At 62.1% G+C, this 15,730-nt stretch carries 13 protein-coding genes; 5 read left to right on the plus strand and 8 right to left on the minus strand.

The window, feature by feature from the left end; genetic code table 11:
- Positions 1–30: 30 nt before the first annotated feature.
- Genes amaB through ydiJ form a run of 3 tightly spaced genes read left to right on the plus strand, consistent with a single transcriptional unit; the run spans position 31 to position 5,874 of the window.
- Positions 31–1,563, plus strand: coding sequence for an L-piperidine-6-carboxylate dehydrogenase (gene amaB / locus AC1DV9_RS01335; protein WP_477945721.1), 1,533 nt, complete (start codon positions 31–33; stop codon positions 1,561–1,563).
- 12 nt (positions 1,564–1,575) lie between these two features.
- The gene (locus tag AC1DV9_RS01340) at positions 1,576–2,811 is read left to right on the plus strand and encodes a pyridoxal phosphate-dependent aminotransferase (RefSeq protein WP_477945723.1); all 1,236 of its coding nucleotides are present in this window, start codon (positions 1,576–1,578) and stop codon (positions 2,809–2,811) included.
- Between the two features lie 33 nt (positions 2,812–2,844).
- On the plus strand, positions 2,845–5,874 hold the full coding sequence (ydiJ, locus tag AC1DV9_RS01345; protein ID WP_477945725.1) for a D-2-hydroxyglutarate dehydrogenase YdiJ: 3,030 nt from the start codon (positions 2,845–2,847) through the stop codon (positions 5,872–5,874).
- A gap of 46 nt (positions 5,875–5,920) precedes the next feature.
- Here ydiJ and AC1DV9_RS01350 read toward each other — a convergent pair whose 3' ends face one another.
- The 3 genes from AC1DV9_RS01350 to AC1DV9_RS01360 all read right to left on the minus strand — a co-directional run bounded on the left by AC1DV9_RS01350 (position 5,921) and on the right by AC1DV9_RS01360 (position 7,942).
- On the minus strand, positions 5,921–6,655 hold the full coding sequence (locus AC1DV9_RS01350) for an SDR family oxidoreductase (protein ID WP_112514650.1): 735 nt from the start codon (positions 6,653–6,655) through the stop codon (positions 5,921–5,923).
- A 52-nt stretch (positions 6,656–6,707) separates the two neighbouring features.
- Entirely contained in the window at positions 6,708–7,478 is a 771-nt protein-coding gene (locus AC1DV9_RS01355) for a 2-keto-4-pentenoate hydratase (RefSeq protein ID WP_477945727.1), read from the minus strand.
- A 227-nt stretch (positions 7,479–7,705) separates the two neighbouring features.
- The gene (locus AC1DV9_RS01360) at positions 7,706–7,942 is read right to left on the minus strand and encodes a hypothetical protein (RefSeq protein WP_112514647.1); all 237 of its coding nucleotides are present in this window, start codon (positions 7,940–7,942) and stop codon (positions 7,706–7,708) included.
- Positions 7,943–8,319: 377 nt separating this feature from the next.
- On the opposite strand from AC1DV9_RS01360, the gene eglC reads away from it, so the two are divergent.
- A complete protein-coding gene (gene eglC, locus AC1DV9_RS01365) occupies positions 8,320–9,750 on the plus strand; it encodes an endo-1,3-1,4-beta-glycanase EglC (protein ID WP_477945729.1) in 1,431 nt (476 codons plus the stop codon).
- Between the two features lie 2 nt (positions 9,751–9,752).
- Here the strand turns inward: eglC and AC1DV9_RS01370 are convergent, their stop codons facing one another.
- From AC1DV9_RS01370 to AC1DV9_RS01390, 5 genes are all read right to left on the minus strand, one after another.
- Positions 9,753–10,514 carry an SDR family NAD(P)-dependent oxidoreductase gene (locus tag AC1DV9_RS01370; RefSeq protein WP_477945731.1) on the minus strand — a complete coding sequence of 254 codons (762 nt, stop codon included), beginning with the start codon at positions 10,512–10,514 and terminating at the stop codon, positions 9,753–9,755.
- A gap of 13 nt (positions 10,515–10,527) precedes the next feature.
- Entirely contained in the window at positions 10,528–11,340 is an 813-nt protein-coding gene (locus tag AC1DV9_RS01375) for an ABC transporter permease (RefSeq protein ID WP_477945732.1), read from the minus strand.
- Complete coding sequence (locus AC1DV9_RS01380; RefSeq protein ID WP_112388552.1) at positions 11,340–12,206, minus strand: ABC transporter permease; 867 nt, start codon at positions 12,204–12,206, stop codon at positions 11,340–11,342. The genes AC1DV9_RS01375 and AC1DV9_RS01380 overlap by 1 nt, the downstream gene beginning before the upstream one ends.
- 85 nt (positions 12,207–12,291) lie before the next feature.
- The gene (locus tag AC1DV9_RS01385; protein ID WP_477945734.1) at positions 12,292–13,455 is read right to left on the minus strand and encodes a polyamine ABC transporter substrate-binding protein; all 1,164 of its coding nucleotides are present in this window, start codon (positions 13,453–13,455) and stop codon (positions 12,292–12,294) included.
- 22 nt (positions 13,456–13,477) lie between these two features.
- Positions 13,478–14,569, minus strand: a complete 1,092-nt coding sequence (locus tag AC1DV9_RS01390; RefSeq protein WP_477945736.1) for an ABC transporter ATP-binding protein — start codon at positions 14,567–14,569, stop codon at positions 13,478–13,480.
- A 192-nt stretch (positions 14,570–14,761) separates the two neighbouring features.
- Between AC1DV9_RS01390 and AC1DV9_RS01395 the strand changes: the two genes are divergently transcribed.
- Positions 14,762–15,583 (plus strand): helix-turn-helix domain-containing protein, encoded by an 822-nt coding sequence (locus tag AC1DV9_RS01395; protein ID WP_112388555.1) that lies wholly within the window; start codon positions 14,762–14,764, stop codon positions 15,581–15,583.
- The last annotated feature ends 147 nt before the right edge of the window (positions 15,584–15,730 follow it).

Consider the following 15,730-nt stretch of genomic DNA (forward strand, 5'->3'; position numbering starts at 1 on the left):
CGAGACGTTTCCGAACTGGAGTTCCATCACATGAATATTGTCGTCAAATCCGTGTCCGTTGCCGAAGAAGCCGTGACCATCCTCGATCGCCTGGGTGTCGCGAACTCCGCCTACACAGGCGGCGACATGGACGCCTTCTCGCCCGTCACCGGCGAGCGCACCGGCCAGCTGAAGACTGTCTCACCAGCGAAGGCTGTAGAGGCCATCGACCGCGCCCATGTGGCATTCCAGAAGTGGCGCCTCGTTCCGGCGTCGAAGCGTGGGGAACTCGTTCGTCTGCTCGGTGAGGAGCTGCGTGCAGCCAAGGCCGATCTCGGCCGTCTGGTTTCGATCGAAGCCGGCAAGATCCCGTCCGAAGGTCTCGGCGAAGTGCAGGAAATGATCGACATCTGCGATTTCGCCGTCGGCCTTTCCCGCCAGCTCTACGGCCTGACCATCGCTACCGAGCGCCCCGGCCACCGGATGATGGAAACCTGGCATCCGCTCGGCGTCATCGGCATCATCTCCGCCTTCAATTTCCCGGTCGCCGTCTGGGCCTGGAATGCTGCGCTGGCTCTCGTCTGCGGCAACAGCATCGTCTGGAAGCCGTCCGAAAAGACGCCGCTGACGGCGCTGGCATCGCAGGCGATCCTGGAACGCGCCCTTAAGCGCTTCGGTGACGCGCCTGAAGGCCTGTCGCAGGTCCTGATCGGCGACCGCACGATCGGCGAAGCGCTGGTCGACCATTCGAAGGTCGCTCTCGTCTCCGCAACCGGCTCGACCCGCATGGGTCGCGAAGTCGGACCGCGCCTTGCCAAGCGCTTCGCGCGCTCCATCCTCGAACTCGGCGGCAACAATGGCGGCATCGTCTGCCCGTCGGCCGATCTCGACATGGCGCTGCGCGCCATCGCCTTCGGCGCCATGGGCACGGCCGGTCAGCGCTGCACCACACTGCGCCGCCTCTTCGTTCACGACAGCGTCTACGATCAGCTCGTGCCGCGCCTGAAGAAGGCTTATGCGAGCGTATCGGTCGGCAATCCGCTGGATGGCGCAGCCCTTGTCGGCCCGCTGGTGGATAAGGCAGCCTTCGACGGCATGCAGAAGGCGCTTGGCGAAGCTGCCAAGCATGGTGGCGCTGTTCATGGCGGTCACCGCGTCGATACCGGCAGCGAGAACGCCTACTACGTGAAGCCGGCGCTGGTCGAAATGCCGAAGCATGAGGGACCAGTCCTCGAGGAAACCTTCGCGCCGATCCTCTACGTAATGAAATACCGCGATCTCGACGCCGTCATCGCCGATCACAACGCTGTGGGCGCAGGTCTTTCCTCGTCGATCTTCACGCTTGACATGCGTGAGGCAGAGCGTTTCCTTTCGGTCGAAGGCTCCGATTGCGGCATCGCCAACGTCAACATCGGCACGTCGGGTGCGGAAATCGGCGGCGCGTTCGGCGGCGAGAAGGAAACCGGCGGCGGGCGCGAGTCCGGGTCGGATGCCTGGAGAGCTTATATGCGCCGCGCCACCAACACGGTGAACTACTCGAAGGCCCTGCCGCTGGCACAGGGCGTCTCCTTCGACATCGAATAGGGCTCTGAGACCATGACCGTCACCACAGAGATCAAGGAGGCTGGGTTCCGCCCAGCCTCGCGCATCGCCACCGTTGGCGTTTCGAAGATCCTGCAGATCGGCGCCAAGGCGGCGGCGATGAAACGCGACGGCCTGCCGGTCATCATTCTCGGCGCCGGCGAGCCGGATTTCGACACGCCAGATAACGTCAAGCAGGCGGCCAAGGCCGCGATCGATGCAGGCAATACGAAATACACCGCGCTTGACGGCACACCCGCCTTGAAAAAGGCCGTCGCCGAAAAATTCCGCCGCGAAAACGGCGTCGATTACGCCGTCGACGAAGTGACGGTGGCCACCGGCGCCAAGCAGATTCTCTTCAATGCCTTCATGGCGACACTCGATCCCGGTGACGAGGTCATCATCCCGACGCCCTACTGGACCTCGTATTCGGATATCGTCGAAGTCTGCGGCGGCGTGCCGGTTCTGGTTCCCTGCGATGCGGCGGCCGGATTCCGCCTTCAGGCGGCGCAGCTGGAAGCGGCGATCACGCCGAAGACCCGCTGGGTGCTGCTGAACTCCCCATCCAATCCCTCGGGCGCGGCCTATGCCGCAGCCGACTATCGGCCGCTGATCGACGTTCTGTTGCGCCATCCGCATGTCTGGCTGATGGTCGACGACATGTACGAACACATCGTCTATGACGGTTTCGACTTCGTCACGCCCGTCGCCCTTGAGCCGCGCCTCAAGGAACGCACGCTGACGATCAACGGCGTGTCGAAAGCCTATGCCATGACCGGTTGGCGCATCGGCTATGCCGGCGGCCCGAAGCCGCTGATCAAGGCCATGGCCGTGATCCAGAGCCAGGCGACCTCATGCCCGAGCTCGGTCAGCCAGGCAGCAGCCGCCGAGGCCCTGAACGGCCCGCAGACATTTCTGAAAGAACGCCAGGAAAGCTTCCAGCGCCGCCGCGATCTGGTCGTCGGCCGGCTGAACAAGATCGATGGCCTGGAATGCCGCACACCGGAAGGCGCCTTCTACACCTTCTCGGGATGTGCAGGCATCCTCGGCAGGACGACGCCGAAAGGCAAGCGGATCGAAGCCGATCACGACTTCACCGACTACCTGCTCGAGGATGCTAATGTCGCAGTCGTGCCGGGTTCCGCCTTCGGTCTGTCGCCGTTCTTCCGGATTTCCTATGCGACATCGGAGGCAGAGCTTGCCGAAGCGCTCGACCGCATCGAACGGGCATGCGCGGCTTTGAAGCCCTGATGGAAGCGGTCTAGCGACCTTGGACCGGCACGCATGATCCCGCGCCTCACATCGCACCTTGCTCCCGCATCTCCAGCCGGCTTCTTCGAGCGTCTCGTCGAGGCCGGTTTCAATGGTGATGCCGCGAGCCGTGCGGGCGCCCGCACCGTCTATGCGACCGACAATTCGATCTACCAGCTGGAACCGGCGGGCATCCTGTTTCCTGGAGGTGCCGATGATCTGAAGATCCTCGCGAAGGTGCTTAGCGAGCCGGCTTTCAGCGGCATGACCATCACCCCGCGCGGCGGCGGCACCGGCACCAATGGTCAGTCGCTTACCTCGGGCCTCGTGGTCGATTGCTCGCGGCACATGAACAAGATCCTGGAGATCGACCCGGTCAGGCGCATCGCACGTGTCCAGTCCGGTGTCGTCAAGGACCAGCTGAACCGCGCCCTGAAGCCTTACGGCCTGTTCTTCGCTCCGGAACTCTCAACCTCCAACCGGGCAACGATCGGCGGCATGGTCTCTACCGATGCCTGCGGACAGGGCTCCTGCCTTTATGGCAAGACCTCCAACCACGTTCTCGGCTTGCGCATCGTGCTGGCCGATGGTTCCGAATGGTGGTCGCGCGCGCTCAGCGAAGCGGCGCTTGCCGAGATTCTTCAACGCCAGGACAGGATCGGCGAGATCCACCGGACCGTCGATGGCATCGCGCGGGAAAAGTGCGAGCGGATCGAGGCGGTCTTTCCGAAGCTCAACCGCTACATGACCGGCTACGATCTGGCCCATATCCGCCAGCCGGATGGCCGCTTCGATCTGAATGCCATTCTTTGCGGGTCCGAAGGCACGCTGGCGATGATCGCAGAGGCGGAGCTCAATCTGCTGCCGCTCCCCGCCCACGCGGCACTGATCAATATCCGCTACAACGATTTCAACGCGGCGCTGGAAGATGCCCGGACGCTGACGGCGCTGAAGGTCGCGTCCATCGAAACCGTCGACGAAAAGGTGCTCGGGCTTGCCAAGACGGATATCGTCTGGAACGACATTGGCCAGTTCTTTCCCAATAACGCAGCGTCCTCTGCGAATGGTATCAACATCGTCGAGATCCTGGCGGATGACGAAGCCGAACTAGAGCGGAAGCTTGGCGAGGTGACCGCCGCGCTCGGCAACGGGAACCCGGATCGCCTCGGCCACACGATCGCACGCCAGCATCGCGACATCGAGGCAATCTGGACGATGCGCAAACGCGCCGTCGGCCTGCTCGGCAATGTCGACGGGCCGGTGCGCCCAGTCCCGTTCGTCGAAGACACCGCCGTTCCGCCGGAAAATCTGGCTGCCTATATCCGCGAATTTCGCGCACTGCTCGACGGCGCCGGGCTATCCTACGGGATGTTCGGCCATGTCGATGCGGGTGTTCTGCATGTACGCCCGGCGCTCGACCTCACACGCGATGATCACGTCCCGCTCGTCCGGGAGATCAGCGATGCCGTTGTCGCCCTGACGAAGAAATATGGCGGCGTTCTCTGGGGCGAGCACGGCAAGGGCGTGCGCTCGGAATATGTCCCCGAATTCTTCGGCGATCTCTATCCCTGCCTGCAGCAGATCAAGCGGGCCTTCGATCCTCAGAACAAGCTGAACCCCGGCAAGATCGCTGCGCCGTCAGTCGAGCCCCTCCTGAAGATCGACGGCGTGCCCCTGCGCGGAGGCGTCGATCGTGCCATTGGCAACGAGATCAGAGCCGCCTTCGACAATGCCGCCTATTGCAACGGGAACGGCGCCTGTTTCGATTTCGACGAAACGAGCCCGATGTGCCCCTCCTACAAGGCAACGCGTGACCGGCGTTTTTCGCCGAAAGGCCGGGCGGCGCTGATGCGCGAGTGGCTGAGGCTGCTGGCGGACAAGGGCATCGACCCGCGCGCCGAGGCAAAGCGTCTGCGCCGCGGCAATTCGCTCGCAGCCCTGCCGAAGCGGATCTTCAACTCGCTCGATCCGCGCAACCGCGACGACTTTTCACACGAAGTCCGCGAAGCCATGGATACCTGCCTCGCCTGCAAGGCCTGCACCGGGCAGTGTCCGGTCAAGGTCAGCGTGCCGGCCTTCCGCTCGAAATTCCTCGAGCTCTATTACAGCAGATATGCGCGCCCGCTGAAGGACCTGCTCGTGGCGGCGATCGAGACGTCACTGCCCTGGATGGCGCGAGCGCGGCCGCTCTACAATCTGATGGCAGGCACCGAAGCAGGCAGACGCGTGATGCGGCTTTCCGGTTTGACGGCGCTGCCGCTGCTGCCGCCCCGGCCGCTCAAAGCCGAAGCCCGAAGGCTCGGCGTAGCCGTTGCCACGAAAGAGCTGATCGAAGGCCTGCCGGAGCAGGAGAAGAAGCGCGTCGTGGTCTTCGTCGCCGACGCCTTCACGGCCCATTTCGATCCGGGCGTTGCGCTTTCGGCAATCAGTTTGGCGCGAAAAATGGGGCTGATCCCCTATGTCGCCGAAGCCAAGCAGAACGGCAAGGCGATGCATGTCCACGGATATCTCGGCCGCTTCGAGACGAGTGCAACAAAGACCGCCCGTTACCTTCAAGGCCTCGCTGGCGCCGGCGCCACACTGGTGGGCCTCGATCCGTCGATGACGCTCGTTTATCGCAGCGAATACAAGGGATTATGGGGCAACGGCGCGGAGGCAACGGTACTGCTGCCGCAGGAATGGCTCGCTGCCAATCTCGGCAGGCTCTCCGCCCAGCCCCAAAAATCGGCATCACCCGTCTACAGCCTGCTCCTCCACTGCACCGAGCGCAGCAACGCACCGTCGGCGACGGCTCAATGGAAGACTGTCTTCAAGGCGCTTGGCATCCCCCTTGAAATTGCCAGTACGGGCTGCTGCGGCATGGCCGGCACATTCGGCCACGAGGTCCGCAACCGCGCCACCTCCGAAGCGCTCTATGCGATGAGCTGGAGCAGCCACATCGCCGGCACGTCTTCCGAAACGGTGAAGATGGCGACCGGATATTCCTGCCGCTCCCAGGTCAAGGCCATCGACAGCAAGTCGATCCCCCATCCCCTGGCGATTATCAACGCTCTCACCGGCTGAACGGCAAAAGGCCGCAATCGCAGGATTGCGGCCTTCAGCATTTCATTCAGATCGACCAGAGAGCGCCACCATCGCAGGCAACCGCCTGGCCGGTGATGTAGCTTGCACGGTCGGAGGCGAGAAAGGTCGCGAGGGCGGCGAACTCTTCCGGGCGGCCGATGCGGCCCATCGGGATCATCTTGCTGACCTTTTCAAGGTCGAGCTTCGCCTCGGCCAGCCGCTCCGTCATCGTGTAGCCCGGCATCAGCGCATTAACGGTGATGCCGCTTGCGGCGAATTCACGGCTCAGCGTCTTCGTCAGACCATGCAACCCGGCGCGCAGCGCGTTCGAGATCGTGAAATTGTTGATCGGCTCCTTTGCAGCGATCGATGTCACCAGAAGGATGCGGCCCCATTGGCGCTCGCGCATGCCCGGCATCGCCGCGGCGATGGCGTCGGTCGCGCTGACGAACAAGCCCTCGAAGGCGTTGCGCCAATCGTCCGAACCGATGTTTTCGAAGGGCATGGTCGGCGGGCCGCCGGTGTTGACCACGAGAATATCGACCTTTCCGAGCTTGGCCGCAGCCTGCTCGACCACCTGCCGTCCGGCCGCGGGCTGCCGCAGATCGGCAGGCAGGGCAACGGCCCCGAGACGCTCTGCTGCGTCATCCAGCCGGGCTGCATCGCGGGCGCAGATGGCAAGCTTTGCACCTTCGGCAACGAGTTCCCTGGCAATCGCAAATCCGAGCCCTTTGGAAGCGCCCATGACGAGGGCAGACTTGCCGCTCAAACCAAAATCCATTTTACAGCCTTCCTATTACGTCATTCAAAATCGAAGCACGGTTGCCGGGGGGTCAGCTGCCGCTGACTTCGACGCTGCCGATACCGGAAATGTCGAACCGGTAGGTGAATGGTCCTGACGGGAAGCGCGTCGTGACGATGCTGCCGGTCATTACCAGATCACCCTTGCGCAAGATCCGGCCGCTGGCGGCAAGATGATTGGCGAGCCACGCCAGGGGCACATAGGGATGTCCGAGAACATCGGCACCCATGCCGCGGGCAATCTCTTCGCCGTTATGATAGGCGATGCCTTCTGCGCCATCGAGACCTTCAGGCGGCGGGGTGAATGCACCAACCACGATCCCGGCGTTCCAGGAATTGTCGGCAATCAGCGTTCCGCAATGCAGCACGCTATAATCGGCATGGCGGTCTTCCACCAGCTCGATCGCGGCCGCAACCGCATCGACCGCCGCACCGGCGCTCTCGGGCGTGAACGGCGTGGCGCCTGGCAACAAGTCCTGGCCGAGCCGGACGCAGATTTCGAACTCAAGGCCGAGATGATGATAGTCGGAAAGCTTCAGCTGCGCTCTCGTCGATCTGACGCGGCTGGAGAAGATGGTGCCCTGGATCGGCTGATCGATACCGCACATCGCCTGCATGCGCTTCGACGTCAGGCCGATCTTGTAGCCCGCAGTCTCTTCGCCACCACGGATCGCCGCGATATAGGCGTCTTGCACCCGATAGGCATCTTCGAGGTCGTTTATCCCGTCGATCCTGTGAAACTTCGTGCTGTTGCGATGTTCGGCAACAAGCTGGCCGGCAATATCGGCGATCGTCTCTGTCAATAGTCATCCTCCCGTTATGAACGGACTGGCAATCATAATTTCCAAGGCCGTCCGCGCGCCGTCCGCGGCACACCGAAAGGAGACCGGCCCAGCTGTCCGTTTCGCTGCGCCGATTCGCCATGGCCCGCAAGCTTAGCGTGCCGGCCCTGATGGTGCCGAGTGAATTCTGAAGCATTCCTGTGCATTCGCCTGGCTGCCGGAGGCCGATGGGCCAGACGATGCCGCCTCTATGCGATGAGCGGTTCAGCAGCCTCGTCCGCAGACAGGGCACTGGCCGAAGCCAGCATCACGGCAGGGGCCGCGCGGACAAACAGCGATGAGTGCGAATTGATAATCCGGCCGCTTTCAAGCTTCAGGAGCGGTCCGTCGATATCAACGACACTATCGGTGAAGCTGAGTTCGCCCCACCCATCAGACGTCCCCTCGATTAGGACGAAGGAATACTTTTCACCGATATTGAACATCTACTCTCCCCAAAGCCGATATCGCTATATTTCCATCCTACTCTAATTGAGCATCAACTCATAATATCGGATTCAGCCAGAACAATTCATCTGCACCCGGCTGCCCGTCTCGGAATGCTGCAGACGTTCCGGAGCAAGACTTCCGTTTCCGCAGCGATACTGAGAAGCAGACATAGCCTGTCTGAGATCCTTACAGTCGGTTCCCGGCGCAATCATGCGGCGCCTCGCGGCTTAACGCCTTGCTGGTCAGTCAAAGCGGCCCTGATCTTGCCCGGCGATCTTCCGGTCGCGTCATCCGCGAAATTGCCGCATCTTCGATACCGAGATTGTGCTCGCGCTGATTGAACCATTCCTCCACCGGATCGAAGGGAAACGACATGATAAACGCGATCAACAACGCCGTCGGCAGACCGCTTGCTTATAGCGGCACCTCCACCGCATGGTTTTCCGCCACCAAATCCGGCCCGGTGCAGACGGGGACTGCCGGAAACGACTCCATGTGGGGCGACAGCGCCGTCAACGTCACGATGAAAGGCGGAACCGGCGACGATGTCTATTATCTCTATTCGAACATCAATCGCGCCGCCGAGGGGGCGAATGCCGGCACCGACACCATCAACACCTGGATGGACTACACACTGCCGGATAATTTCGAGAACCTGACGGTCACCGGCAACGGCCGCTACGCCTTCGGCAACAATCAGGACAACATCATTTCAGGCGCGTCCGGCAGCCAGACGATCAACGGGGGTGCCGGCAACGACGTGCTGACCGGCGGCGGCGGCGCCGACACGTTCGTCATCGATCGCGGCAATGGCAGCGATCTGATCACCGACTTCGGTTCCGACGATGTCGTGCGGCTGGACAGTTTCTCGTCCTTTGCCCAGCTACTGTCGCATGCAAAGCAGGACGGCAGCAATGTCCGGCTCGACATCGGCGGCGGCGAGAGTCTGGTTTTCGCCAATACCCAGATGTCGGCACTGAAGGCGAATCAGTTCCAGCTGACCCTCGATCGATCGCAACTCGCCCTCACCTTCGAGGACAATTTCGACACCCTGTCGCTGCGCAATGGCGATAAGGGAACCTGGGATGCAAAATTCTGGTGGGCGGCTGATCGCGGCAGTCCGCTGACCGGCAATGGCGAGCAACAATGGTACGTCAACCCGTCCTACGGGCCGACAGCATCAGCCAATCCGTTTTCGGTCAAGAATGGGGTGCTGACGATAACGGCCAAGCCGGCGCCGGCAGCGCTTCAGCAGCAGATCGATGGCTACGACTATACGTCGGGCCTGCTCAACACGCATTCGTCCTTCTCCCAGACCTATGGCTACTTCGAGATCCGCGCCGACATGCCCTCGGAACAAGGGGCATGGCCGGCATTCTGGCTATTGCCCGAAGACGGCTCGTGGCCGCCCGAACTCGATGTCGTCGAGATGCGCGGACAGGATCCCAACACCGTCAATGTCACCGTCCACAGCGATCACGGCGGCTCCCATCTGATCGACACCACGCCGGTGAAGGTGGCCAGCACGGAAGGTTTCCACACCTACGGCATGAAATGGGACCAGGATCATATCACCTGGTATTTCGACGACGTTGCCGTTGCCCAGAAAGCAACGCCCGCCGATATGCACAGCCCGATGTACATGCTGACCAATCTTGCCATCGGCGGAGCGGCCGGTTCGCCCAAGGACGGCCTCAAGAACGGATCGCAGATGTCGATCGACTATATCAGAGCCTATCAGCTGGCCGATGCATCGGCTCAGTCAGACGACGACCAAGAGCGGACGATCGACTGGACGTTGTAGCTCTAGACGACCGTCTCGCCGCCATCGACGACGAGGATCTGGCCGGTCATGTAGGATGACCGGTCGGAGACCAGAAAGAGGATCGGTTCGGCGATTTCGGAGACATCCGCCCAGCGGCCGAGCGGCACCTTGTCGGCGATATAGCTTTCGATCGCGCCACGCCCGCCCATCTGGGCGATGAAGGGCTCGTTGAACGGCGTATCGACCCAGCCCGGGCAGAGCGCGTTGACGCGAACGCCCGATCTGGCGTAGTCGCCCGCCATCTGCCGGGTCATCGCGATGACAGCATGTTTCGTGGTTGTGTAGGCGATCATTTCGCGGTCGTAGAGCACGCCCGATGAGGATGAGGTGTTGAGAATCACGCCTTTGCCCGCCTGCTTCATCACGGGCATCACAAAACGCGCCGCCATGAAATGCGCCCGCACGTTGAGGCTCCAGGATTTGTCGAATCCTTCGACAGCAACATCCTCAAGATCGCCCGCCACCTGCGCGCCGGCATGATTGTGGAGAATGTCGATCCGCCCGTGACGGGCGGCGATCGCCGCGATGCCGGTTTCCAGCGCCCGGTCGTCGGTAACGTCGACAACCAGACTTTCGGCGCTTCCACCGGCGTCAGCGATCTGGGTGACGGTCTCTTCGGCGTTGATGAAATCGATGTCGGCGACGACGACATGGGCGCCCTCGCGCGCCATGATCAGCGCTCCCGCCCGGCCGATGCCGGAGCCCGCGCCGGTGACGATTGCAACGCGATCCTTGAGTATCATGGCATTTCCCCGGTCAGTTTGTTGTTGCCTTTTCGCGCATCAGAAAGCGCGCGATCAGGATGAGAATGAGCGAGGCGATCAACACCATCGTCGCGATCGCATTGATTTCAGGCGTCACGCCACGGCGGATCGAGGCGAAAACATAGATCGGCAGCGTCGTGTTCGAGCCGGCGACGAAGAAGGCGATGATGAAATCGTCGAAGGAGAAGGTGAAGGCGAGCAGGAAACCCGCCAGAACCGAGGGCATGATCTGCGGCAGCACGATCTGCCGGAAGGTCGTCAGCGGCGTTGCATAGAGATCGCTGGAGGCCTCGACGATGTCGCGGCCAAGGCTTGCGATACGTGCCTTCACGATCATCGTCACCAGCGCCATGGTGAAAAGCCCGTGCGCGGCGATGATCGAGCCGTAGCCGAGCGCCAGCTTCGGCGGCTGATCCCCCGGCCAGATTGCCGCGATCACCGGATTGATGAAGCCGAAAACCTCGACCAGTGCGACCAGCGTCGCAATGCCGATGACGACGCCGGGGACGACGATCGCCGCGGCGAACAGGCCATCGAAGACTGCGCGCGCCCGCGGCCCGAGCCGCTCCATGCCCATTGCCGCCATCGTCCCGAAAATCGCTGCCAGCGCCGCGCTGGTAAAGGCGATGATCAGGCTGTTCTGCAAAGCTTCCATCAGGAAGGTGTTGGAGAGCGTCCGGCCATACCACTCGGTCGAGAAGCCGACGAACTCGCTGGCATTGCGCCCGGAGTTGAAAGAGAACAGCACGACCAGCGCGATCGGCGTGTAGAGAAACAGATAAACGAAGGTGACGAGCGCGCGCATCAGACGAGATCCACCTGACGGGTGCCGGCGACACGCCAGGCGATGCGCATGGCAACCAGCAGAATGACGACGACGACGGCCACCAGCGTCACGGCGATTGCCGAGCCGAACGGCCAGTTGCGCGATTGCAGGAAGAGATCGACAAGCGCATTGCCGATGAAGAACACCTTGCCACCGCCAAGAAGCTGAGGGATCAGGTATTCGCCAAGCAGCAGGATCGTTACTAGCGCGACACCGGTCATCACACCCGGAAGAGACAGTGGCAGGGTAATGCCGAAGAAGGTCGAGACCGGCTTGGCGCCCAGATCGGCGGAGGCTTCGAGAAGCCGCCGGTCGAGCTTTTCGAGGCTGACATAGATCGGCATGATCATCAGCGGCAGATAGCCATAGACGATGCCGAGCAATACAGCGCCGGGGGTGTTGATCAGCCTGACATTCTCGATGCCGAAGATTTCGAGCAGATGCGGAATACCGCGGGCACCCAGCAGATACATCCAGGCATAGGTGCGCACCAACAGGCTCGTCCAGAAGGGAACGACGACGAGCGAGACCAGCAGCAGCCGGCGTTTCGGGCTGGCCTTGACGGCCAGATAATAGGCAACCGGATAGGCAACCAGCAAGCAGGCAGCGGCACCAATCGGCGCCAGGATCAGCGTGTTGACGAAGGCGGCCGAGCGCGAGCCGAGATTGGCGAACTGCGCGAAGGTGAACGCCGCCTGATAGCCGCCTTCGGGTGCCCGCTCGCCGAAGGCGAAGACGATGATGGCGATGAAGGGCAGCACCAGAAACACGAACAGCCAGATGCTGGCCGGCCCGACAAGGGCGGCAGTGACGAGGCGCCGTTTTGTGGCAAGGGTCAGGGGCATCGAAACGTTCTTTATCCGGCGGTTCTAAGCGCTAGACCGGTCCTGACTGCCGAGGCAGCCGGGACCGGAATTGCATGACGGCAGGTTAGGCAGACTTGAAGCGTGCCATCAGCTCGGCACGGCCCGGATCGGTCAGCGTCACGGCGGCGCCAAATTCGAGCGGCGTCAGTGCCGCTTCATCCGGATAGACGATCTTGTTCGAGGTGACTTCCTTCGGCAGCAGCGCGATAACGCGGCTGTCGGTGGTCGGCGCGCCGTTGGCGATGTGCTCCTTCACCGCATTCTGCGGATCCATCAGGTAGTTCAGCAGCGCGTAGCCGGCTGCCTTGTTCGGCGCATCCTTCGGGATCGCGTAATAGTCGGTCCAGATCTCGCCGCCATCGGTGCCGAGCACATAAGCGAGTTCCGGCATGTCGCGGTTGAGCTGCGCGCCGTCATTCGTCCAGCACATCGTCAGCCACGCATCGGTCGAGCGCATCGACGGCTGGTAGTCGGAATTGATGGCGAAGAGATGCGGCTTGACCTTGATCAGCAGTTCCTCGGCCTTGGCAAGTTCATCAGGCTTGATCGAATTGAAGCCGTAGCCGAGCGAAACGAGCGCGCTGCCGATCGTCGTCAGCTGGTAGTCGTGCACCATGGTGCGGCCGTCGCCTTCGGTCTGGGCGATCTCGAAGAAATCCTTCCAGCTCGAAAGCTTCGTCTTGATCTTCGAGGTGTTCACCGAGAAGCCGGTCGTGCCCCAGTTCTTCGGCACAGCATATGTCTTGCCGTCGATCTGGCCTTCCTTGGTGAAGCGCGGGCTTTCAGTCGCCTGGCTGAAATTCGGGATCTTCGAGAGATCCAGCTCGTCGATCAGGCCGAGCTTGTGATGGGTCGAGATCGTATAGTTGGTCGGCACGAACAGCGACCAGCCGGAAGCACCGGCCTGCAGCTTGGCGAGCATTTCCTCGTTCGAGCCGAAGACGTTGACTTCGACGGCGACGCCGGTCGCGGCCTTGAAGTTTTCGAAGGTCGCCGGATCATGATAATTCGGCCAGGTGGCGATCGACATCTGCGTGCCGAGATCTTCGGCGGCATAGGCAGGCGTCGACAGCGCGCCCGGGAAGCGCGACATCACCGCCGTTGCCAGACCGAGACCGGTAACGCCGAGGAAATGGCGGCGGCTGACGGAGCCTCGCTTCAGGCGCATGAACTCGTCCATGAAGCCTTCGGCGGAGATGGGGAGATTGTCCTTGTAATCCTTGCTCATGATGCTGTTCCCTTGTTTTGGTTTATGCATTCGATGCTGGAAAGACATGTATTGCAGACGGGTCGAAGCAGAGCAAAACCGCTTCGCCGGGCTCGACCAGATCGCTTTCGCTCATGCTGCGGCGGTCGGCGGTGATCAGGAAATCGCCGAGGCCCGGCACATTCACCGCATATTCCGCCGACGACCCCAGGAAGATGCGATGCGTGACCGTGCCCTTGAACGATGAGCCCGAAGCCGGCTGGCTGCGTGTCATGCGGATCGCTTCGGGGCGCAGGGCGGCAATCACCTCTCCCGGTGAAAGCTGCCTGCTGGACGCAACGGCGGAACCATCTGCCAGGCGAAGCGTCACCCCATCGGCTTCCATGGTCGCAGCAATCCGGTTCGTCTTGCCGACGAAATCGGCGACGAAGAGATCGGCCGGGCGGTCATAGACCTCCTGCGGCGTTCCGAGCTGGCGGATACGCCCGGCGCTCATGACGCAGACGGCATCGGCCATCGACAGCGCCTCTTCCTGGTCATGGGTGACGAGCACAAAGGTGATGCCGAGTTCGCGCTGCAGCGTTTGCAGCTCGATCTGCATGGCCGAGCGCAGCTTCTTGTCGAGCGCCGCCAGCGGCTCGTCCAGCAGCAGGACGGACGGGCGGTTGACGATGGCACGCGCCAGCGCCACGCGTTGCTGCTGGCCGCCCGACATTTCATGGATCCGCCGCTTGGCGAAACCATCCAGACGAACCATTTCCAGCGCCTCGGCGGCCCGCCGGTTGATTTCTGCAGCGCCGATTTTCGGACGCATCTGCCGCAGGCCATAGGCGACATTCTGCTCGACGTTGAAATGCGGAAACAGCGCGTAGTGCTGGAACACCATGTTGACGGGGCGGCGATAGGCGGGAACACCGTTCATCTCGCGCCCGTCGATCAGCACCGTGCCCTCGCTCGGCTGCTCGAAGCCGCCGATCATGCGCAGGCATGTGGTCTTGCCACAGCCCGAAGGGCCGAGCAGCGCCAGAAACGCGCCCTTGGGCACATTGAGATTGATGTCCGTCACGGCGGTCACCGCGCCATAATTCTTGGTGACCGAACGGAATTCGATATCGTTCGTCGAAGCGGATGCCACGTCTGTTCCCTGCGGTTGGTTTGGAATTGGCAGTCTATCGCCGCCTTATTGCCACCGTCGTTAAGGAAAGAGTAAGCCTGAGCTTCCCGCACGGTATATACCCCGAGAGAGGTATTTTAGCGCACGATGCTTCGTGGAAGGTGTATATAGGGACACGCGGAATGGCGTGGGGCGGAAGAGGGAGCCCGTCAGATGAGCACCGACCTGGAAGCGCTGTTTGGTGCATTCAACGCCACGATCGGCTGTCCGAAGATGACCGATGCCGAATTCGGCGAGACCTTCCGTCAGATGATGGCGGCGCTGGTGCGCTTCGACTACGTGGTCGTCTTCGCCTATCGCGGCAAGGAACGGCCGATCGACCTCTACAGCACCTTCGACCCGGAAGAGAACGTCGTCTTCGTCACTCTCTACCAGGCGGGGCCATACCTGCTCGACCCGTTCTATCATACCGCCCGCGAGCGCCGCGAAGGCGTGCTCCGAATGCGGGAACTGGCGCCCGACCGGTTCTTCTCCAGCGAATACTACCGCACCTACTACGTTCAGACCGGGCTCGCGGAAGAGGTGGGCTTTTTCATCAATACCGATGAGGAGATCACAGTCGTTCTGTCGCTGATGCGGCGGGAAAAGACCGGACCGTTTCCGGCGGCCGAATTCGCCACGCTGAAGAAGGTCGAGCCGCTGGTGGCCAGCATGGTCCGCCACTATTGGGCCGGGCTGGCGCCGCGTTTCGACGCGCAATTGACCGCCGGCAGCAAAAGCCGCCGGAAGCAGGGCCAGAGCGGCAATCTTCCCGCCGCCGACACTGTCTGGCGGGACCTCAACCTGACGGGCCGCGAAACCGCGATCGTCGATCTGGTGCTGCAGGGCCATTCGTCCGAGTCGATCGGGCTGAAGCTCAACATTTCGACTGGCACCGTGAAGGTCCACCGCCGCAACGTCTACCGCAAGCTCGGCATCTCCTCGCAGACGCAGCTTTTGTCGATCTATTTCAACAACCTGCTATCGTCAGGATAGCGGGCCGCCGTGGCTGATTAGAGACACCGGATGGGATTGAAGCGGCGCCAGGGCCATCCGGGTACAACGGTTCCTTGCCATCCCCCGCCGGGTCGTGCAACCAACCCAGCCGAACGCATGAGACAAGCAGCATAAGGTCGGGGGATC

The sequence above is a fragment of the Rhizobium sp. 01L410 genome, assembly GCF_056400165.1.